General features: G+C 70.4%; 21 protein-coding genes and 1 pseudogene. 12 read left to right on the top strand and 10 right to left on the bottom strand.

The window, feature by feature from the left end:
- The first annotated feature begins 133 nt into the window (after positions 1–133).
- Positions 134–970 (top strand): hypothetical protein, encoded by an 837-nt coding sequence (locus ACIGWZ_RS02140; RefSeq protein WP_400059848.1) that lies wholly within the window; start codon positions 134–136, stop codon positions 968–970.
- 89 nt (positions 971–1059) lie between these two features.
- Here ACIGWZ_RS02140 and ACIGWZ_RS02135 read toward each other — a convergent pair whose 3' ends face one another.
- The 6 genes from ACIGWZ_RS02135 to ACIGWZ_RS02110 all read right to left on the bottom strand — a co-directional run bounded on the left by ACIGWZ_RS02135 (position 1060) and on the right by ACIGWZ_RS02110 (position 3979).
- Entirely contained in the window at positions 1060–1917 is an 858-nt protein-coding gene (locus ACIGWZ_RS02135; RefSeq protein WP_400059846.1) for a class I SAM-dependent methyltransferase, read from the bottom strand.
- A gap of 25 nt (positions 1918–1942) precedes the next feature.
- Positions 1943–2287, bottom strand: coding sequence for a VOC family protein (locus tag ACIGWZ_RS02130; RefSeq protein ID WP_400059844.1), 345 nt, complete (start codon positions 2285–2287; stop codon positions 1943–1945).
- A 1-nt stretch (position 2288) separates the two neighbouring features.
- Positions 2289–2468, bottom strand: coding sequence for a CopG family transcriptional regulator (locus tag ACIGWZ_RS02125; protein WP_400059842.1), 180 nt, complete (start codon positions 2466–2468; stop codon positions 2289–2291).
- Between the two features lie 91 nt (positions 2469–2559).
- Positions 2560–3429 (bottom strand): hypothetical protein, encoded by an 870-nt coding sequence (locus ACIGWZ_RS02120; protein WP_400059840.1) that lies wholly within the window; start codon positions 3427–3429, stop codon positions 2560–2562.
- A 74-nt stretch (positions 3430–3503) separates the two neighbouring features.
- Entirely contained in the window at positions 3504–3740 is a 237-nt protein-coding gene (locus tag ACIGWZ_RS02115) for a hypothetical protein (RefSeq protein ID WP_400059839.1), read from the bottom strand.
- Between the two features lie 2 nt (positions 3741–3742).
- On the bottom strand, positions 3743–3979 hold the full coding sequence (locus ACIGWZ_RS02110; protein ID WP_400059837.1) for a DUF6400 family protein: 237 nt from the start codon (positions 3977–3979) through the stop codon (positions 3743–3745).
- Between the two features lie 360 nt (positions 3980–4339).
- Between ACIGWZ_RS02110 and ACIGWZ_RS02105 the strand changes: the two genes are divergently transcribed.
- A complete protein-coding gene (locus tag ACIGWZ_RS02105; protein ID WP_400059835.1) occupies positions 4340–4855 on the top strand; it encodes a hypothetical protein in 516 nt (171 codons plus the stop codon).
- Here ACIGWZ_RS02105 and ACIGWZ_RS02100 read toward each other — a convergent pair.
- Complete coding sequence (locus tag ACIGWZ_RS02100; protein ID WP_400059833.1) at positions 4849–6051, bottom strand: PP2C family protein-serine/threonine phosphatase; 1203 nt, start codon at positions 6049–6051, stop codon at positions 4849–4851. The two genes, ACIGWZ_RS02105 and ACIGWZ_RS02100, sit on opposite strands and share 7 nt — an antisense overlap.
- A 136-nt stretch (positions 6052–6187) precedes the next feature.
- Positions 6188–6877, bottom strand: a complete 690-nt coding sequence (locus ACIGWZ_RS02095) for a helix-turn-helix domain-containing protein (protein ID WP_400059831.1) — start codon at positions 6875–6877, stop codon at positions 6188–6190.
- Positions 6878–7039: 162 nt separating this feature from the next.
- Here ACIGWZ_RS02095 and ACIGWZ_RS02090 point away from each other — a divergent pair, with 162 nt between their 5' ends.
- The 3 genes and pseudogenes from ACIGWZ_RS02090 to ACIGWZ_RS02080 all read left to right on the top strand — a co-directional run.
- Positions 7040–8587: an APC family permease gene (locus tag ACIGWZ_RS02090; protein ID WP_400059829.1), complete on the top strand. Its 1548-nt coding sequence runs from the start codon at positions 7040–7042 to the stop codon at positions 8585–8587.
- A 143-nt stretch (positions 8588–8730) separates the two neighbouring features.
- Positions 8731–10398 carry an amidohydrolase gene (locus ACIGWZ_RS02085; RefSeq protein WP_400059827.1) on the top strand — a complete coding sequence of 556 codons (1668 nt, stop codon included), beginning with the start codon at positions 8731–8733 and terminating at the stop codon, positions 10396–10398.
- Between the two features lie 135 nt (positions 10399–10533).
- A pseudogene (locus ACIGWZ_RS02080) lies at positions 10534–10779 on the top strand (beta-glucosidase); the annotation flags it as partial.
- Here ACIGWZ_RS02080 and ACIGWZ_RS02075 read toward each other — a convergent pair.
- Positions 10772–11182, bottom strand: coding sequence for an organic hydroperoxide resistance protein (locus ACIGWZ_RS02075; protein WP_400059825.1), 411 nt, complete (start codon positions 11180–11182; stop codon positions 10772–10774). The pseudogene ACIGWZ_RS02080 and the gene ACIGWZ_RS02075 overlap by 8 nt on opposite strands.
- 132 nt (positions 11183–11314) lie before the next feature.
- On the opposite strand from ACIGWZ_RS02075, the gene ACIGWZ_RS02070 reads away from it, so the two are divergent.
- From ACIGWZ_RS02070 to ACIGWZ_RS02040, 7 genes are all read left to right on the top strand, one after another.
- A complete protein-coding gene (locus tag ACIGWZ_RS02070; protein ID WP_400059823.1) occupies positions 11315–11767 on the top strand; it encodes a MarR family winged helix-turn-helix transcriptional regulator in 453 nt (150 codons plus the stop codon).
- Positions 11768–12048: 281 nt separating this feature from the next.
- On the top strand, positions 12049–12282 hold the full coding sequence (locus tag ACIGWZ_RS02065) for an acyl carrier protein (protein ID WP_400059822.1): 234 nt from the start codon (positions 12049–12051) through the stop codon (positions 12280–12282).
- On the top strand, positions 12279–13520 hold the full coding sequence (locus ACIGWZ_RS02060; RefSeq protein ID WP_400059820.1) for a beta-ketoacyl-[acyl-carrier-protein] synthase family protein: 1242 nt from the start codon (positions 12279–12281) through the stop codon (positions 13518–13520). Before ACIGWZ_RS02065 ends, ACIGWZ_RS02060 begins: the two co-directional genes overlap by 4 nt.
- Positions 13521–13624: 104 nt before the next feature.
- The gene (locus ACIGWZ_RS02055) at positions 13625–14524 is read left to right on the top strand and encodes an alpha/beta fold hydrolase (RefSeq protein ID WP_400059818.1); all 900 of its coding nucleotides are present in this window, start codon (positions 13625–13627) and stop codon (positions 14522–14524) included.
- A 126-nt stretch (positions 14525–14650) separates the two neighbouring features.
- Positions 14651–14968 carry an ArsR/SmtB family transcription factor gene (locus tag ACIGWZ_RS02050; protein ID WP_400059816.1) on the top strand — a complete coding sequence of 106 codons (318 nt, stop codon included), beginning with the start codon at positions 14651–14653 and terminating at the stop codon, positions 14966–14968.
- On the top strand, positions 14965–15813 hold the full coding sequence (locus tag ACIGWZ_RS02045; RefSeq protein WP_400059814.1) for an SRPBCC family protein: 849 nt from the start codon (positions 14965–14967) through the stop codon (positions 15811–15813). Before ACIGWZ_RS02050 ends, ACIGWZ_RS02045 begins: the two co-directional genes overlap by 4 nt.
- A gap of 429 nt (positions 15814–16242) precedes the next feature.
- Entirely contained in the window at positions 16243–16803 is a 561-nt protein-coding gene (locus tag ACIGWZ_RS02040; RefSeq protein ID WP_400059812.1) for a transglycosylase SLT domain-containing protein, read from the top strand.
- Positions 16804–16901: 98 nt separating this feature from the next.
- Here ACIGWZ_RS02040 and ACIGWZ_RS02035 read toward each other — a convergent pair whose 3' ends face one another.
- Positions 16902–17213 (bottom strand): hypothetical protein, encoded by a 312-nt coding sequence (locus ACIGWZ_RS02035; protein ID WP_400059810.1) that lies wholly within the window; start codon positions 17211–17213, stop codon positions 16902–16904.
- Positions 17214–17839 lie beyond the last annotated feature (626 nt).

Here is a 17839-nt window from a genome sequence, read left to right as displayed (position 1 = left end):
TCGAATGTTCACCGATCCGCGGTTCCCGGTCCGTGGTGCATGCGCCGCGCTTCATATCCGCGCTTCTTGGGGGGCCATGGCTCAACGTTCTTCGCTCGCACTTTCCCGTTCCTCGGTCCGTACCGTGGGGACGGTGCTCGCCGGTGTGATGCTGTGCGGCACGGCGGCATGTACGTCGCCCGGCGGCGGGACGCGCGAGCGGTCGGCCGAGCCGGAGAAGTTCCATGCCGCGCCGGTCGCCGCGGTGCGCAAGGCCGTCGAAAAGGGCGCCAAGCTCACCTCGATGTCGTACCGCATCAACGGCAAGGTCGCCGGTCAGGGGACCGTCGAGGGCAAGGTATCGGTCAGTCTCCGGCCGCGCGCGATCGACATGCGGATGACGGCGTCCGGCGGTGCGAAGCGGGGCGAGTTCCTGGTCCGGCTCATCGGCGACACGGCGTATATCGGTGGGGGCGAGCGCGCGACCGCCGCCTTGCACGGCAAGCACTGGCTGAAGTTCCGGATGAACGGGAAGGGCCCCGGCGGCGCGGGCGGCTTCGGGGGAATGCGGCAGCAGGCCGACCAGGACCCGGCGGCGCAGGCGTCGTTGCTGTCGCAGTCCGGTGACGTCAAGAAGATCGGCGAAGAGACCGTCGACGGCGTGAAGACGACGCACTACGCCGGAACGGTCGCGGTGGAAAAGCTGCTGAAGCGGCGGAACGCCAAGGGCGCGCTGGGTGCCGAGCGGCGTGAGAAGGCGGTCGAGCGGTACCGGGCGCTCGGTGTGCACGCCCTGAAGCTCGACCTGTGGGTCGGGCCCGACGACCGTACGGTGAAGTTCCGCGAGCGCGCGCGGACCGTCCGGGGACCGCTGGACCTCACGATCCACTTCTTCGACATCAACAAGCCGGTTACCGTCAAGGCGCCGCCCGCGTCCGACACGATGGACCTGGCGCAGTGGTTCAAGGGCCGCGGGGGCGCCCGAATATGACCCCTTGAGAGGGCCGGCCCACAGGGTCGGCCCTCTGCTGGGCCGCTGCAACGGCCGCACCGCCTGCACGGACTCCCGGTCGGCGCAGGTCAGAGGGTGGCCAGCAAGAAATCTTCTCCACTGGACGGGCGGAGGCCATCGGTGCGATCAGCGAAGTAGCGCTCGGCAAGCACGGCTCCCGATACATGCCGCGCGTCCCCGAGGCCGGATGCGCGAGCCAGCTCCAGCATGTCCTGCGGGGCGTAGAAGCTGACGAACGGCGTTCCGGATGCTCGCGCTCCTTCCTTGCTCGCCTGGAGGCCGGGCCGGTCGGCTTCGTCGACGAAGTCGGCCGGCAGCAAGAAGGACATGGCGAGCGTCGATCCGGGCGCGAGGGCAGCGACCTGGCGCAGGGTGGCCGCGGTTGCGTCCTCGGTGAGGTACATGCTGACGCCGGTGGAGACGATGATCGCCGGACTGTGCGGGTCGAATCCGGCAGCGCCCAGCCGCTCCCACCACGACTCGCCCGCCTCGAAGTCGACCGGGACCAAGTGCAGCCGGTCGGGAATGCCGTAGCCGAGTTCCACCAGGCGTCGGCGCTTCCAGGCCTGGGTGGTGGGCTGGTCGACCTCGAAGAGCCGCAGGCGGGAGGCGATCTCCGGCCTGCGCTGGGCGAAGGTGTCCAGGCCGGCCCCGAGGATGACGTACTGGGTGACGCCGTGCTCGACCTGCTCGGTGACCAGGTCGTCGACAAAACGAGCGCGGGCCACCATGGCCGCCCGGATTGCGCTGGTGGCCTCGGGGGCCATGTCCGGGCGGCGTGGCCAGTCAGCGTCGGGGGCCACGAGCTGGAGGCCGATCTCGTCCTCCAGTACGTGGGGCGGTGCATCGACCCGGAGGTGCAGCGCCCGCCACAGCGCGCAGCGTAATGCGGTGTTGTCCGGTGTCCCGGTGACCTCGTTCTTCATGGCTTCGCCTTTCCTTGCCTTGCGGTCAGTTCCCGGCGGGGGCCTGGAGGTTCCACAGGCGCCCGTCGGGGTCACGGACGATCGATTGCCTGGTCCCGAAGTGGGTGTCCTCGAACGACGCGACCACCTCGACGTCCGGGCCTGGACGGAACGCCTCCGCGTCCGGCACCTTCAGCACGATCTGCATCTCGGGCTTGCGGTCCTCCGGCACCTCGGCGATGAAGACGTACGGGCCCTCGCCGTTGCGAAGCCGGCCGGAGTTGTGGTCGGTCGAGAACTCCAGGTCGAACCCCAGGCCCTGGAAGAACCTCGCCGTCCTTCCCCAGTTGTGCGTCTCCACGAAGACGGCTTCGATTCCTTCGGTCGCCATCTCACTTCTCCTTTTCGGTCGAACTCTGATCTTGCTCACCGGGATCGTCGAGGTAGGCGCGCAGCGCTTCTGCGACCAATGCCGACAAGGACATGCCCGAGTCGATGGCGTGGTACTTGACCTGCTTGATCAGTGCGATCGGCAGATACACGTTGAATTGCTTGACTTCCTCATCACCCACGACCCGAGGCTAACATGCTAGCAAGCTAGATGACGGGTTACGAGGAAACCTCAGGCGCGCCCTCGGGGACGAACGGTCCGAACGGAACCGCCTATCCCCAGGACTCGCCCTCGGCGGGATGCGGCAGGCCGATCGGATTGGGGAACGGCAGTACGTCCGCGGCCAGGATGCGGCGTACGACGCCTTCCAGCCCCTCCAGGAGCCGGTCGGTCTCCGGGGCGGGGAGCGGGCGCAGCAGGCGTGCGGCCAGGCGGTCGGTCTCCTCCTCGATGCGGGTCCGCTCCTGCCGTCCGCGGTCGGTCGCCGCGCCGCGCTCGTTCAGCAGACCGCGGGAGCGCAACCGGTCGGCGGCGGCCGCCCATTCCTCCTCGGTCCAGCCTCGATCCTGCCGGATGGTGCCCTTGGGGACCCGGCCGGAGGCGGCGGCCAGGACCAGCGCCTCGCAGCCGTCGAGTCCTTCGTCGGCAAGTACGGCGAGGTGTGCATCGCCCCTGAACTCGCGCAGGGCGGTGCTCAGTTGCCACAGGCGCTCGACCGGGTCGGCGTGGTCGCACAGCGCACGGTTCGCGGCGAAGAGCGGTCGCGCGAGGGTGGGGGCGTCCTCGACGAGCGTCAGGAGCGGGCCCGACAGCTCGGTTGCCGTCTCGTCGAGGCCGGGATGGATCCTGCGCAGGGCGTCGGCGGCGCGGTGGGCGCGCTCGTCGAGGACATGCGCCGGGCTCACGGTCCCCCAGGCCGCGGGCAGCGCGCGGGCGATCATGCCGGGCGCGAACACCCCGAGTACGGCGGTGGCGAGCGCGGGTTCCACGGCGCCCAGCGGCGCGGTGCGGGAGGCGAAGTAGCCCATCCAAAAGCCCTTGAGGCCAAGGGCTTTACCGAGGCCGCGGCACTCCTCGTCGAAGTACATGACGGCATGCAGCGGTTCGGTCAGCAGCCAAAGTGATCGTGCGCGCAGCTCCATGCGCCGCACGCTACCGCTCCGCACTCGCCCGATTTGTCCACCAACGCGCGCACATTCGGGCCGCTGCGGCAGATTCAGGGGGTGGTACGACCCCGGCCGCCCGCTCCGAAGCCCGATTGCCAGGCCCACAGGTGGGTGCAGCTGGGGCACTGGAGGTGGAGCAGGCTGCCCTGGTTCGACAGGAGGTAGCGCCAGTGGTCGGCGCAGGTCCGGCCGTCGAGACAGGTGGCGCAGTCCCGGTCGTCCTGGCATCGGGGGCACGGCACCCAGGCCCGGCGGCCGATGTCGGCGGTGGGGTCGAGCGGCAACATGCTCACGCCTGCCCGGACGCCGGGAGGACGTTCGCGGCGACCAGCATGTCGTAGGTGGCCTGCTGCTCGGCGTCCAGGCCCGAGTAGAGGAGCCGCTCGGCCTCCGCCTCGGCCTCCATCACCTCGAGGGGGTTCCAGGTGTCACCCAGCGCCGCGAGGACTTCGGCCCGGCGCCGCGTTTCGTGCTCGGCAAGGTCGAACGCGAATATGTGGTGGTCCGAGGTGTTGCGGTCGATCATGGTGCGCGTCCCATGCCACTTGGGGATGATTCGGACGTGTTTACCAAGAGGGACGAGGTTGAGGAAGCGTCAGGTGGCGGTGGTGCGGTTCGCGGGACGGCGCACCCCCACAACAAGGCATGGTCGAATACCTCACCGCTTTACATATCGGACATTTCAAAATTGCCTTCTGTGCGCTTATGTCCGATATTCGGGGGCGGAGTGAGCGTGACGCATCTCATCGCTTCCGGCGCGAGCGCCACCGCGCGACGACGGCCGGACGGCACCCGGTATCCGTAACACCCGCCCGGTGAAGCCCAGTTGACGCCCTCGGCCCGTCGGGCCACGCTCGGATCCTCGCCCTTCCTTCAGGAGGTATCCATGCTCCGACGTACGGCCGCGACCGGCATCGGTGTTGTCATGCTCGCGGCGGGAGCCCTGGTGGGCGGCGCCGCCACCACGTACGCCGCCACTTCCGCCCCGCTCGCCAAGCTCAGCCATGCGCAGGCCACCGGAAAGTTCCGCGCGGCCGGTATCAGCTGGTCCTCCAGCGGCGGCTGCGCGGACCGCAACAACGCCACCTGCACCTCGTTCGACCAGATCAACTCCGCCACCGTGGACGGCGTGATCACGCTCAGGGGCGCCAGCGGCTGCGCGATCAACCTCACCGGCGGCACCGAGACCGGCCACGCCGACGGCACCTACAGCCACTGGAACGGCTACAAGGTCGACTTCGGCCTCTCCTCCTGCCTGAGCAACTACATCACCGGAACCTTCGCCTCCATCGGCGGCTCCAAGTGGAAGTCCGGCAGCGGGAACGTCTACTACAAGGAGGGCAATCACTGGGACGTGACGTACTACAACTGCGGTGGTTGCCTGGCCGCTCCGCGTCAGTAGGCCCTGGCACGTGGCGGGTGGCTGGGCAGGCGCCGTACGGCAACCGCGGCGGCGTCGTCGCCCAGTCGGCCGTCCGTATGCGTCAGCAGCTCCTCGCGCAGGCACCTCAGCAGCTGCTGCGGGCTTCTCGTGCTCCAGGAGGCGGCGCGCTCGACGAGCGGATAGAACGCGCCTCTGCTGTCACGAGCCTCGGTCACCCCGTCCGTGTACAGCAACAGCACGTCACCGGGCTCGAAGGGAAAGGTCTCCACCTCGTAATCGGGATCGCCGGCCAGCACTCCGAGCCCGATGGGCAGGGCGGTCCGCTTGGCGTGCAGGATGACGGGCTCGCCATCGCGCAGCAGGAGCGGGGGCGGGTGACCGCAGGTGATGGTGCGGAGTACCGGCGACTGGTCGGGGATGTCGAAGAGCGAGGCGGTCGCGAAGGTCTCGTCGGTGTCGGGGGTGTCGGCGGCGTTGCCCGCGCCCCCGTCCCGCGCCCTCGCCGCGCTCCCGGGACCGGGGTCGGCGCGCCACTGACCGCTGTCCCAGCTGACGGCGCCGTCGAGGTGGATGGCCAGGTTCGGCAGCGTGGCCTGACGGTGAGCGGCGGCGCGGAAGGCCCCCAGAATGAGGGCGGCGTGGCTGTACGCCGGCAGTCCCTTGCCGCGCACATCGCCGATGATCAGCCGGGTGCTGCGCGCGGTGCGCACCGCCGCGAACAGGTCGCCCCCCATCTCCGCCTCTTCCTCGGCCGGCAGGTAGAGCGAGGCGATCTCCAGGGCGCCGCTGCGCGGGGGCAGCGGCCGTAGCAGCACCTGCTGGGCGACACCGGCCACCGAACGGCTCTGGATGAGCCGCCGCTCGTTGCGGTCCCGGACGACGGTGAAGAGGACGACGAGTGCGGAGACGACCACCAGCGCGGCGATCTGGGCCTGGAGGTTCTCGGTCAGCAGGACGCCCCGTGCGATGCCGATGAACACCTGGGCGGCGACCGCCAGCGCGCCGATCAATGCGGTGAGGCGGGGGCCCGCGAATGCCGCGGTGATGGCGGGGGCGGCGACGAGCAGCGGCCCGAGGTGGACGTTGGGCGGCGACAGTACGTCGATCAGGACGACCGCGATGATGAGGCCGATCGGGACCAGGGTCAGGACCGGGCTCAGGTCTCGCCGTCCTGGCAGTTGTCCAGGCATATGCACCAGCCGTCGAAGGGACATGCACCATATTTGCACCGGTGCGGCATAAATGCCCGATTGGATAGCGCATTCACCGGTAGAGGGCGTATGGGCCGATTGGCTTCTTCATCGGTGAGCTCTCAGGCAGCGCCCCCACACGCCACATGACGGACAGCCCTCAGCGCGTCGCCCGCAGCGCCGCGATCAGCAGATCCAGCGCCGCCTCGACCGCCGTGCCCGACATGAGAGGAAGGCAGTCCCGTACGCGGTGGATGCTCGGATACGCCTCCTCGGAGAGGCTGCCGTACGCCGCCTGCCAGGCCTCCTCGTCCGCGGCGCGCTGCGCGGGCGCCAGCCGCAGGAATGCGGCGTCGAGGGCCGCATGCCCGAGGACGGTGTCGACGAGGGCGTGGTAGTGGCGCACGGCGGCGGCCTCGTCGAAGCCCGCCTGCAGGAGCAGCCCGATGCCGGTGTCGACGGCGCGCTGCTCATGCGGGCGGCCCGTGACGCGGACGGTGCTGAACACCGCGATCTGCGGGTGGCGCAGCGCCGAGCGGTAGGCGCGCAGACCGAAGTCGCGCAGGTCGGCGCCCCAGTCGCCGCTGGGCGCGAACCCGGCCATGGACTCGCCGATCAGCCGGTCGGCGAGCGCCAGCAGCAGGTCCTCGGTGTTGCGGAAGTAGCGGTAGACGGCGGAGGGGTCGGCGCCGAGGGCCGCGCCCAGTTTCCGTACCGTGAAGGCCCCCGCGCCCTGCGCATCGATCAGTTGGCACGCCGTGTCGACGATGAGGTCGGCGGACAGCACCACACCCGTGCTCGTCGGCCGGCGCCGTTTGCGCTCGACCGGAACGCGCTCGCTCTCCGTCACTCCGCCCCCTCCGCTCCGCCCCCAGCCGCCCGGCCCTCGCCGGTCCAGTTAATCACCAGGTTACGTCAACACCGTTGACACAAGGGAGAACGGGCTGTTTCATCGGCGGTCACACGGCCCCGCCGGAAGCGGCCCGGCCCACCCGTCCAAGGAGCGCGTGCCATGCCCCCCTCCGAAGTGCAGCAGGTGCAGCAGGTGCCACAAGAACCCGGACCGGCGACGATGCGCCGCTCGCTGGGGGTGAAGGACGGCGTGGCGATCGCCGCGTCGAGTACCGCCGCGACCACGAGCATCGGCATCGGGATGGGCAGCCTGGCCGCGTACGCGGGCCGCCAGACCCCCGCCCTGCTCCTGCTCGCCTTCCTCCCGATCCTCGGCATCGCGCTGTCGTACGCCCGCCTCAACCGCACCGAACCGAACTGCGGCAGCGGCTACACCTGGGTGGGCCGGTCCATAGGCCCCTGGCCGGGCTTCCTGACCGGGTGGGTGGTGCTGGTCGGCAACGTGATCTTCATGGCGTACACGGGCGCGGTCACCGGCTCGGTCATGCTGCAGTTCCTGAACAAGCTCGGCGTACACAGCGTGCTCGGGCTGCGGATGGACCCGTCCTCCACCGGCATCAGCACCGCGGTCGGCCTGGTGGCGCTGGTCGCCGTGACGATCACCGCCATCACGGGTCTCCGGTCCGCGACCCGGATGCAGCTCGGACTGCTGATCTTCGAGTACGTGGTGCTGCTGGGCTTCTGCGGCTACGCACTCGTCGTCGGCGACCAGCCGTTCTCGCTCTCCTGGCTCAATCCCTTCGAGATCGGTTCGCCGCAGGCCCTGGCGCAGGGGATGGTGATCGCGGTGTTCATCTACTGGGGGTGGGACGCCGCGTTCAGCGTGAACGAGGAGACGCGCAGCGCGTCCGATGCCGCTCGTGGCGGTCTGATCGCGCTGGTGGCGATGCTCGGCCTGTTCCTGCTCGGAGCGTTCGCCTTCCAGCGGGTGATGAGCACCGGCGAACTGATCCACAACGGACCGCAGGCGCTCACCTTCCTCGGCACCCGGCTGGCGCCGGAGCCCTGGGCGTCCCTGCCGCTGGCCGCCCTGATGTGCTCCGCGTTCGCCTCGCTCCAGTCCAGCGTCATCCCCACCGCCCGAGGTGCGCTGGCCATGGCACGGGACCGCACGCTCGGTGCGGTGTGGCAGCGGGTGCATCCGCGGTACGGCTCCCCCGCCGTGGGCACGCTCCTGATCATGGGCATGGCCGCGCTGCTCGCCGTACTCGCGGTCGGCATCCCCAAGCTCAGCGACATGATCCTCACCGCGGTCAACTCGATCGGCCTGACGGTGGCCCTCTATTACGGGCTCACCGCGCTCGCCTGTGCGGTGCGCTTCCGCTCGAGCTGGCGGGCGGGGCCGGCCCGCGCGCTGCGGGATGTGGTCGTCCCGGCGGCCAGCGCGCTGGCGCTGTTCGGGCTCGGCGGCTACCTCGTCTGGGACTACGCGACGATGAGCGATCACTTCGAGGCGAGCCCGGACAACGGCTGGTTCATGCTGCTGCTGCCCGCACTCTTCGTGATGTCGGGGCTCGCGGTCGCCGCCTGGGCCAAGTGGAAACGCCACGCCCCGTACTTCCGTACCGGCCGCGGGACGGACGCCGACACGCTCACACTGCCGATGGACGGGCAGGGCGGGCAGGTACCCGGCCCCTCCGGGGGATGATCACCTCGTCCCATCCCTCCGTTCCGTCACGAACCGCCAGGCGCCCCGCCGGCACTCCTCACCCCGCAACCGCCACTCCGCAATCCGCAATCCGCAATCCGCAATCCGCAATCCGCAGCCAACGTCCCAGGAGCAGCCCCCAGATGGACACCACCACCCCCGCCGACCTCGTCTTCCTCTCCGGCCCCGTGCACACCGTCGACCCCGCACGAAGCCGGGCGAGCGCGGTGGCCGTGCGCGGGGACCGCATCGTCGCCGTCGGGCACGACGGGGAGAAGGAGGCGATACATGGCCTGATCGGGCCCGGTACGGAGGTCGTCGACCTGCGGGGCAAGCTGCTCATCCCGGGGTTCCAGGATGCCCATGTCCATCCGGTGGGCGGCGGGGTGGAGTTGGGCCAGTGCGATCTCAGCTTGGCGGAGACCGCCGAGGCGTACCGGGAGCTGATCCACGCCTACGCCACCGCGCACCCGGACGCGCCGTGGATCACCGGCGGCGGCTGGTCGCTCGAGGCGTTCCCCGGCGGCATGCCGACCCGGGATTTCCTGGACGCCATCGTTCCGGACCGCCCGGTGTTCCTGGTCAACCGCGACCACCACGGCGGCTGGGCCAACTCCCGCGCCCTGGAACGGGCCGGGCTCACCGCCCGTACGCCCGACCCGGCGGACGGGCGCATCGAGCGCGACGCCGCCGGCGAGCCGACCGGCATGCTGCAGGAGGGCGCCATGCGGCTGGTCGGCGACCTCGTCCCCGAGCCGACCCTCGCCGAGCGGACCGAAGGGCTGCTCCGGGCGCAGCGTCTCCTCCACGGGTACGGGGTGACCGCCTGGCAGGACGCGATGCTGGGTCGCGGCCCCGGTGTGGCCGACGCCGCCCCCGCGTATCTGGCGGCCCGGGACGAGGGGAAGCTGACCGCTCGGGTCACCGGCGCCCTGTGGTGGGACCGGTCCCGCGGGGCCGAGCAGATTCCCGAACTGATGGCGCGCCGGGCGGAGTTGAGCGGTGGGCGGCTGCGCGCGACCAGCGTGAAGATCATGCAGGACGGGATCGCGGAGAACCACACGGCGGCCCTGCTCGGCCCGTATCTGACCGCGTGCGGCTGCGCGTCCGACAACAGCGGGATCTCGTTCATCGACCCCGAGGCGCTGCGGGCGTACGTCACCGAGCTGGACGCCGAAGGGTTCCAGGTGCACTTCCACGCGCTCGGTGACCGCGCCGTCCGGGAGGCGCTGGACGCCGTCGAGGCCGCACGGGCGGCCAACGGGCGGCGGGACACCCGGCCCCACCTCGCCCACCTCCAGGTCGTCCACCCCGATGACGTCCCGCGCTTCCGCAGGCTCGGCGCGACGGCGAACATCCAGGCGCTGTGGGCGGCCCACGAGCCACAGATGGACGAGCTGACCATTCCCTTCCTGGGTGCCGAACGGGCCTCCTGGCAGTACCCGTTCGGCGATCTGCTCCGGTCCGGGGCCACCCTCGCGGCGGGCAGCGACTGGCCGGTCAGCTCCCCCGATCCGATCGCCGCCCTGCATGTCGCGGTCAACCGCCGGGCGCCGGAGGCCCCGCCGTCGACGCCGGTCTTCCTGCCCGAGCAGCGGATCGACCTGGGCTCGGCTCTCGCCGCGTACACGGCGGGCAGCGCCTACGCCAACCACCTCGACGACACCGGCAGCATCCAGCCCGGCAAGCTGGCGGATCTGGTGGTCCTGGACCGCGATCCGTTCGACGGCCCGAGCGAGGCCATCGCCGAGACCCGGGTGCTGCAGACATTCGTGGGCGGGGAGCGGGTCTATGCGGCCGGTGATGCCTGAGGGGCTCGGCGCACGTCCATCCGCCGCCCCTCCGGGCGCGCCCGCCGTCCAGGCGGTGCCACCGGTTCCCCACGAACCGCTGCGCTCCGCCTGGATCGGCCACCCGGAGGGCCACACCACGCCGGGCGTCGCGGACGTCACGCCGACGCCGCGGCCGCGCACCGGAGGGACGGGCACACCCACCGCCGGTGGCTCGATCCCGTGTGCGGCCGCGGCTTCCCGGCGGGCATGCGCGAGGTGTACGGCGTCGGCCTGCCCGAGCGCGACGGCGGCCAGGCGGTCATCGCGCAGCCGCTGGACCGGCTCGGCCTGAACCACTCCTTCCCGTCCGTGGTCACCGCCGACCCGGACGGCCCGCCGCCGTACGCCCGCCCTACTCGATGACGAGCTCGACGTCGATGTTGCCGCGGGTGGCCTTGGAGTACGGGCAGTACTGGTGGGTGGCCTCGACCAGCTGACGTCCGGTTTCGCCGGCGAGGGTGTCCGGCAGCTCCACCCGCATGACGACTGCGAGGCCGAAGCCGGTGTCGTCCTTGCCGATGGAGACCTCGGCGGTCACCGAGACGTCCTTGGTGTCGATCTTCATCTGGCGGCCGACATTGGCCATGGCGCTGGCGAAGCAGGCCGCGTACCCGGCGGCGAAGAGCTGCTCGGGGTTGGTGCCCGCGCCACTGCCCCCGAGCGCCGGCGGCATCGCCAGGGCGAGGTCGATCTGCCCGTCGGAGCTGACGGCCCGGCCCTCGCGCCCATTGGCGGTGGCGACAGCGGTGTACAGCGCGTCCATCGGATTCTCCCTGCGTTTCGTGGGTCCGGCGGCCGTTTCCCGGCCGCCCGATGACCGCAACGATTGCACACATTCAAATTGGACGCAACTAAGTTGTGCACAATCAAATGAGGGGCGAGCTAACCTGAACCCATGACCACGCTCCCGGTACCCGACTCCGACCTGCTCCGCCTCGACCACCAGGTCTGCTTCCAGCTGCATGCCGCCTCGCGCGCGTTCGGCGGCGTCTACCGGGACGCCCTCAAGGACCTGGGCCTGACCTATCCCCAATACCTGGCGATGCTGGTCCTGTGGGAGCACGGGCCGCAGCCCGTCAAGTCCATCGGCGAGCGGCTCCGGCTGGACTCCGGCACCCTCTCCCCCCTCCTCAAGCGCCTGGAGACCGCCAGCCTGGTACGCCGCGAGCGCAGCGCCGAGGACGAGCGGTCGGTCACCATCCACCTGACGACGGCGGGCGAGGACCTGCGCACCCGGGCCCTGCCGGTCCCCCGCCGGATGCTTTCCGCCACGGGCCTGACCGTGGCGGAACTCCGTACGCTGCGGGGCCTGTTGGCAAGGGTCACGGAGGCGCTCGACGAGGCCTGAGGGGTCGCTCGGGGACCGTTCCGGCGGCAGCCGCGGCCGAGTCCGGCGCGCTTCTCCCCGTACCCTCCGTCGGCCCGCGCCGTTAGGACAGGAAGGTGCCGACCACGGCGCGCGCGCCCTTCCCCACACAGCCCGAAACGCCCATCACTCCATTGAGCTACCGAGGTTGGGGGGACTTTGGGACCAAGGCGTATAAAGATGGCCAAACCAGCCGGAGCCGCCGGCGAGCACCCGCCAGGACGCGGTTGGCAGCACGCCTACGAACAGCGGAGGAGCGCCACGTGAATGCGGCAGAAGTTGTCAACGACCTGCTGGTCCAACGATTCGGGGTCATCAGGGCCGACATCAGCCACGAGATCTCGCTGCGCGATCTGAAGATGGACTCACTGGCACTGGAAGAGCTCCGCGTGCTCATCGAGGACCAGCTGGGCATCGACCTCGACGAGGTGGCGCTGTCCTCGCGGGACACCGTGGGTGCGCTGGTGTCGGCCGTCGACGGCAAAGTCGCCGCGTGACCGCCCCGCAGCAGCCGTTCTCCGCGGCGGTGACGGGACTCGGACTGGTGACCGCCGCGGGTGTGGGGGCGAAGGCAACCTGGCACTCCGTCACCCAGGACTCCGTGCCGAGCGGAGTCTCCCGGCAGGAGGAACTGGTCGATCTTCCCTGCGACTTCATGTACACGATCGCGGATCTGGACGCCGCCGCGGTACTGGGCGTGGCCACCCAGCGGCTGATGGACCGCTTCTCGCAGCTCGCCGTGATCGCCGCGCGGGAAGCGATCGCGGACGCCGGGCTGGACCCGGAGACCTGGGACAGCAGCCGGATCGCGGTGGTCATCGGCTCCGCCCACGGCGGGCTGCCGTTCTACGACCAGCAGCATGTCGCGATGTCGGAGCGCGGCGCCCGGCGGGTCTCCCCCAAACTCGCCCCACTGACCGTCATCAACAGCGCGGCCAGCAGCGTCTGCACGGACCTCGGTGTGCACGGCCCCAGCTTCGGAGTCGCGACCGCCTGCTCCTCCGGGACGGTCGCCCTGGGCACCGCGCACCAGCTGCTGCGCGCCGGGGTCTGCGACATCGCCATCGCGGGCGGCGCCGAGTCGACCGTCTCCCGGTTGCTGATCGCCAGCGCCTGCCAGATGAAGGCGGTCTCCATCCGGCGGGAGAACCCGGCCGCGGCGTGCCGGCCGTTCGACGCGGAGCGGGACGGCTTCGTGGTCGGCGAGGGCGCCGGCCTGCTCGTACTGGAGCGACCCGAGCACGCCCGCGCCCGTGGGGCCACCGTCCGCGCGCATGTCTCCGGGTACGGCGCATCCAGCGATGCCTACGCGGCGGTCGCTCCGGATCCCGACGGCGCGGGAATCGAACGGGCGCTGCGCACGGCGCTGGCCGACGCGGACGTGGCGGCGGGCGACGTCGGGCATGTCAATGCGCACGGCACCTCGACGGTCGTCAACGACCTCATCGAGGCGACCATGCTGGGGCGGGTGCTCGGCGATCATCCCCTCGTCACGTCCACCAAGGCGATGACCGGGCACACCCTGGGCGCCGCCGGCGGCATCGAGACCGCGCTCACCGTGCTCGCGCTGGAGCACCAGCTGGTGCCGCCGACCGCCAATCTCGACGTCCCGGATCCGCGGATCCCGATCGAGATCGTGCGCAAGGAGGCCCGGCCCGCGACGTTCGACTGCGCGGTCAAGACGTCGCTCGGCTTCGGCGGGCACAACGCCGCGCTCGTGCTGACGCGCGGATAGCGCGGTTGTCAGCCATCCGCACCCCACCGACAGTGACCGACGGGAGCGGGCGCGCCGCATCGGCGCGGCCCGTTCCCGTCGGTCTTCCCGAGAAGGAATCAGTCATGGCCGAGGAAACGATCCGCGCTTTGTCGGTGAGCGGGGTGTCCTATTCATACCGGTTGCTCCGACAGCCGGCCCGGGTCACCGAGCCTGTCGTGGTCCTGGGCGGCGCGCTGCAGGGAATGTTCGGCTGGCCGCAGATGGAGGACCAGGTGGGACCGGTGGCGGACGTCGTGACCGCCGACCTGCCCGGGATGGGCAGCGCCGACTCGCTGCCCCCAGGGCCGAGCACCAACATCGTGTGCGCGGCGATCGAGCGCGTCATCGACGATCTGGACGCCCCGCAGATCAATCTCTTCGGCTTCTCCTACGGCGCCGGCCTCGCCTACGCGTGCGCCCAGCGCTTCCCCCGCCGCATCGCGCGGCTGGCGCTCGGCGGCGTACCGGCACACATCACCACCGCGCAGCTCGACCACTGGCGGCGGGCCGCCGACCATCTCGAGCGCGGCGATACGGAGTCCTTCGCCACGCTGGTCACCCAGGGCCTGATGTGCCTTGACGAGCGCCGGCATGTGACCAAGCGGCGGCTGGCCTATCGCTACGTCCGGCGTTCGATGCTGCACGCGGCCCGGCACTCACCGCATGCGGTCGATTCGCTGCGCCGCGCACTGGTGGACCGCCCGGACTTCTCCTCCGGCCTGACCGGCGTGCCGACGCTCGTCTTCAGCGGCGAGCACGACACGGTGACCCCTCCGTCCCGGCAGCGCGACTTCGCGGCCGGCATCCTCGGCAGCCGCTTCCTGACGATTCCCGACGCCGACCACTGGGTGGTGCTCGAGCGCCCGCAGGACGTCGCGGACCTGGCCGCCCGCTTCTTCACCGATGCGCCGCTGCATTCGGCGCCGTGTCTGGTTCCGGCGGAGCGGGAGGACATGACGGTGGGGGATCCGGCGTACGCGTAGCGGTGAGGGGGCTGCGGAGCTCGGGGCTTGCAGGGCTTGCGGGGCCCTCATTGCTCGATGGGCGCTCCGACCTGCGGGGATTCACATTCCCTTGCAGTTATATAACCGGCTGGCGATACTGGAGGCATGCCCATACCGTTCGACGTACTCGCGGAGCCGAGCCGGCGCAAGATCCTCGATCTGCTCCTGGAGCGGCCGCATCTGGTCGGTGAGCTCACGGAGCGGACCGGACTGAGCCAGCCCGGCACCTCCAAGCATCTGCGGGTGCTGCGCGAGGCCGGGCTCGTACAGGTCCGGCAGGACGCGCAGCGCCGCTGGTACGAGCTGCGACCCGAGCCGCTCGCGGAACTCGACGCCTGGCTCGCGCACTACCGGCATCTGTGGACCGGGCGCCTCGACGCTCTCGAACGGCATCTCGACGCCATGGAGGACGACCCCCGATGAACCCCCACTCCGACACCCTCACCACCGCCGACGGCCGCACCGCGCTGCGGATGGAGCGCCGGCTGGCCCATCCGCCCCAGAAGGTCTGGGCCGCGATCACGGATCCGGCCCGGATCGAGCAGTGGTTCCCGTCCGAGGTCACGGTCGAGCTCAGGCCCGGCGGGGCGATGACCTTCTCGATGCCCGGCGTGAGCGGCGCCCCCATGACCGGTACGGTCACCGCCGCCGACGAGCCCCGCCACTTCGCGTTCACCTGGGGTGAGGACCATCTGAGCTGGGAGATCACCCCCGACGGGGACGGATCGCTGCTGACCTTGGTGCACACCTTCGGCGACCGCTTCGGCGGCGCGAGCTTCGCCTCCGGCTGGCATCTGTGCATCTCCGCGCTGTCGCAACTCCTCGACGGCGAATCGACCGCCGTGCATCCCGACTCGGGCGCGCTGCACGAGGCGTATCTCGAGCAGTTCGATCTGGGCCAGGGCGCCGTCGAGGAGACCCCGGACGGCCCCCGGATCCGCTTCGAGCGTCAGCTCGTACGGCCCGCCGACGCGGTCTGGGTCGCGCTGACCGGGGGCGACGAGCCGGCACCGGGCGCGCCCGCCCCGGCGGGCTTCACCGCGGACAAGATCCCGGGCGGGCCGGTCACCGAGGTACGGGCGCCCGAGCTGCTGGCCTACCGCTGGCACCCGGAGGGCACCGTCCGCTGGGAGCTGCGGCGGGGCACCGGTCACGGCCCCCGGCTCGTCCTCACCCAGACCGGACCGCGCGACTTCGACACCGCGACGGCGCTGGCCGCCTGGCACGCCCGGATCGAGCACCTGGCGGCCCGGCTGCTGGAGGACTGACCGCCGAGCGGCTTCCGTCACGCCCCCTGCGCAACGGCGCGCAGGGGGCGTCGCCGCGTTTCGGCAAAAAAGCCCACGAAACGCCCATCATCCGTGTGAGCCAGGCAACTTTGCGGGTCTCCGAAAGCGGGATTTGGGCGCCCGTCGGGTGATGCCGGGCACAGGGCGTACGTCACGTACGAGCTTCGCTAGTCGATGCAGATCCGGCACAGGGCGCCAAGCGCGGCCTTTACAACGGACATTTCACTGCATCTCACGAACATAGGTAGTACTTGGCATCATTGCCACCATCCAGGGCGCTCGCTAAACATTGTTTCCGGCAGCACCGAGAACGAGCCGACCACCTCAGCCCCAGCGGCGAGCGGCACAGACCCTCGGTCACACGCCAAGAAGGCCACACCCCCGCCCCCCTGGAAGAGGTCACTTCGCATGCCTAGCATCACCCTGCCCCGCACCGCCCGCATCGGCCGCACGCACAAGTTCTCCGCTGCGCTGGTGGCCACCGCGAGCTGCGCGGCAGCCGTGGCGCTCGCCTCGCCGAGCCAGGCAGCGACGCCGGCCGACCACGCGGTTACCGCGTCCGTCGCCGACCACGTCAAGGTCACCGCCGTCGCCAAGCAGGCGAGCACCGCGAAGCAGGCCGCTCCCAAGGCCGAGAAGAAGCAGTACGCGAACAACCTGGACGGCTGGATCCACCAGTCGCTGGACATCATGAAGTCCAAGGGCATACCCGGCTCCTACGAGGGCCTGCACCGCAACATCATGCGGGAGTCCAGCGGCAACCCGAACGCCGTCAACGGCTATGACGTCAACGCCGTCAACGGCGTCCCGTCCAAGGGTCTGCTCCAGGTGATCCAGCCCACCTTCGACTCGTACCACGTCTCGGGCACCGCCAATAAGCTGACCGACCCGGTCGCCAACATCACGGCCGCCGCCAACTACGCGGCCGACAAGTACGGCTCGATCGACAAGGTCAACTCCGCCTACTGAGCGGCGTCCCGGAGCAGCACCCCAGAACCAGCAACGGCAGTGGCCCTGCCCGCATCGCGCGGGCAGGGCCACTGCCGTTTTGGGTTGCCGATCAGACGTCAGAGCCCGCCGTGCCCGTACAGGAAGTGCCCGCCGAGCAGAGCGTGCAGCAGACGGCCGACGAGGAACAGGCCCTCTCGCTCCTCCTCGCGGTTCTCGCGGCTCTTGCGCTTGTGACCGTCGCGGCGGGAGTTTTCGAGGCGGTCGTTGACACGGGTGCGGCGGTCGCCGTCGAGGCGCTTGTGGTGAGCCTGGCTCTGGTGCATGCGCTGACCGTGCTCGGGGGCGGGCGTCGTTGCGGCGGCGCCCCCGGTGGCGATGACGCCCGCCACAAGGGCGCCGGCGAGAACGGTGGATACACGACGAAGCATGAGCTTTTCCCTACGATGAGTGAGTGGGGGACTACTGCTTGCGATCTCACCATCGGGCACGGGGGCGCCGGGGGCCACGCGACAGTCCGAATGATGCTGCGAACGGACCATCGACACCGCCGCTTCGCCGTAACGGAACTCCCTGACGGCCTAGCGCGATGGGCGCCTCGCGGCGGAAGTGACCTACCGCACCTCTTACGCCCCGGCACCGCGCCGCGATATGCATTTCCCTTCTTCCGGAGCCCCGGGAAGGTGCCTTGCGCCACATCCGGAGAATGCATCGGCAGGCCGACGAGTAATAACTCGGATTCCCTTCCCCGCATCCGTGGCGGACGACGGGTACGGGAAAGCCCAATTCGCATGTGAGCCAGGCAACTTTGCCGTGGTACGGGAAGCCATTTCAGGGCCTCGCCGGGTGATGCCGGGCACAGGGCGTACGTCACGTACGACCTCGGCTAGTGGCCGAAATCCGGGCTGTCGGTTGGGAAATGAACCCGGCTTCGGGGATTGCCGCCCTTCTCACGAAGGCGCGTAGTACAAGCCATCATTGCCAGCGACCGGGCCGGTCGCTAACTATGGATTTGCGCCGGGAACGAGTCAGCGAATTCCGCCCCTAAGGCGAACGC

Source organism: Streptomyces sp. NPDC053427, from assembly GCF_044544985.1.
Lineage (GTDB): Bacteria > Actinomycetota > Actinomycetes > Streptomycetales > Streptomycetaceae > Streptomyces.
The sequence above is the reverse complement of the archived record's forward strand: the minus strand, read 5'-3'. Positions and strand labels throughout refer to the sequence as shown.

What these genes read in the sequence shown, in the direction of transcription:
- ACIGWZ_RS02050 (WP_400059816.1), top strand. Translation starts at nt 14,651, where the DNA reads ATGCCCATACCGTTCGACGTACTCGCGGAGCCGAGCCGGCGCAAGATC.
- ACIGWZ_RS02090 (WP_400059829.1), top strand. Translation starts at nt 7,040, where the DNA reads ATGCCCCCCTCCGAAGTGCAGCAGGTGCAGCAGGTGCCACAAGAACCC.
- ACIGWZ_RS02075 (WP_400059825.1), bottom strand. Translation starts at nt 11,182, where the DNA reads ATGGACGCGCTGTACACCGCTGTCGCCACCGCCAATGGGCGCGAGGGC.
- ACIGWZ_RS02130 (WP_400059844.1), bottom strand. Translation starts at nt 2,287, where the DNA reads ATGGCGACCGAAGGAATCGAAGCCGTCTTCGTGGAGACGCACAACTGG.
- ACIGWZ_RS02105 (WP_400059835.1), top strand. Translation starts at nt 4,340, where the DNA reads ATGCTCCGACGTACGGCCGCGACCGGCATCGGTGTTGTCATGCTCGCG.
- ACIGWZ_RS02085 (WP_400059827.1), top strand. Translation starts at nt 8,731, where the DNA reads ATGGACACCACCACCCCCGCCGACCTCGTCTTCCTCTCCGGCCCCGTG.
- ACIGWZ_RS02045 (WP_400059814.1), top strand. Translation starts at nt 14,965, where the DNA reads ATGAACCCCCACTCCGACACCCTCACCACCGCCGACGGCCGCACCGCG.
- ACIGWZ_RS02035 (WP_400059810.1), bottom strand. Translation starts at nt 17,213, where the DNA reads ATGCTTCGTCGTGTATCCACCGTTCTCGCCGGCGCCCTTGTGGCGGGC.
- ACIGWZ_RS02040 (WP_400059812.1), top strand. Translation starts at nt 16,243, where the DNA reads ATGCCTAGCATCACCCTGCCCCGCACCGCCCGCATCGGCCGCACGCAC.
- ACIGWZ_RS02120 (WP_400059840.1), bottom strand. Translation starts at nt 3,429, where the DNA reads ATGGAGCTGCGCGCACGATCACTTTGGCTGCTGACCGAACCGCTGCAT.
- ACIGWZ_RS02135 (WP_400059846.1), bottom strand. Translation starts at nt 1,917, where the DNA reads ATGAAGAACGAGGTCACCGGGACACCGGACAACACCGCATTACGCTGC.
- ACIGWZ_RS02055 (WP_400059818.1), top strand. Translation starts at nt 13,625, where the DNA reads ATGGCCGAGGAAACGATCCGCGCTTTGTCGGTGAGCGGGGTGTCCTAT.
- ACIGWZ_RS02110 (WP_400059837.1), bottom strand. Translation starts at nt 3,979, where the DNA reads ATGATCGACCGCAACACCTCGGACCACCACATATTCGCGTTCGACCTT.
- ACIGWZ_RS02115 (WP_400059839.1), bottom strand. Translation starts at nt 3,740, where the DNA reads ATGTTGCCGCTCGACCCCACCGCCGACATCGGCCGCCGGGCCTGGGTG.
- ACIGWZ_RS02070 (WP_400059823.1), top strand. Translation starts at nt 11,315, where the DNA reads ATGACCACGCTCCCGGTACCCGACTCCGACCTGCTCCGCCTCGACCAC.
- ACIGWZ_RS02100 (WP_400059833.1), bottom strand. Translation starts at nt 6,051, where the DNA reads ATGTCCCTTCGACGGCTGGTGCATATGCCTGGACAACTGCCAGGACGG.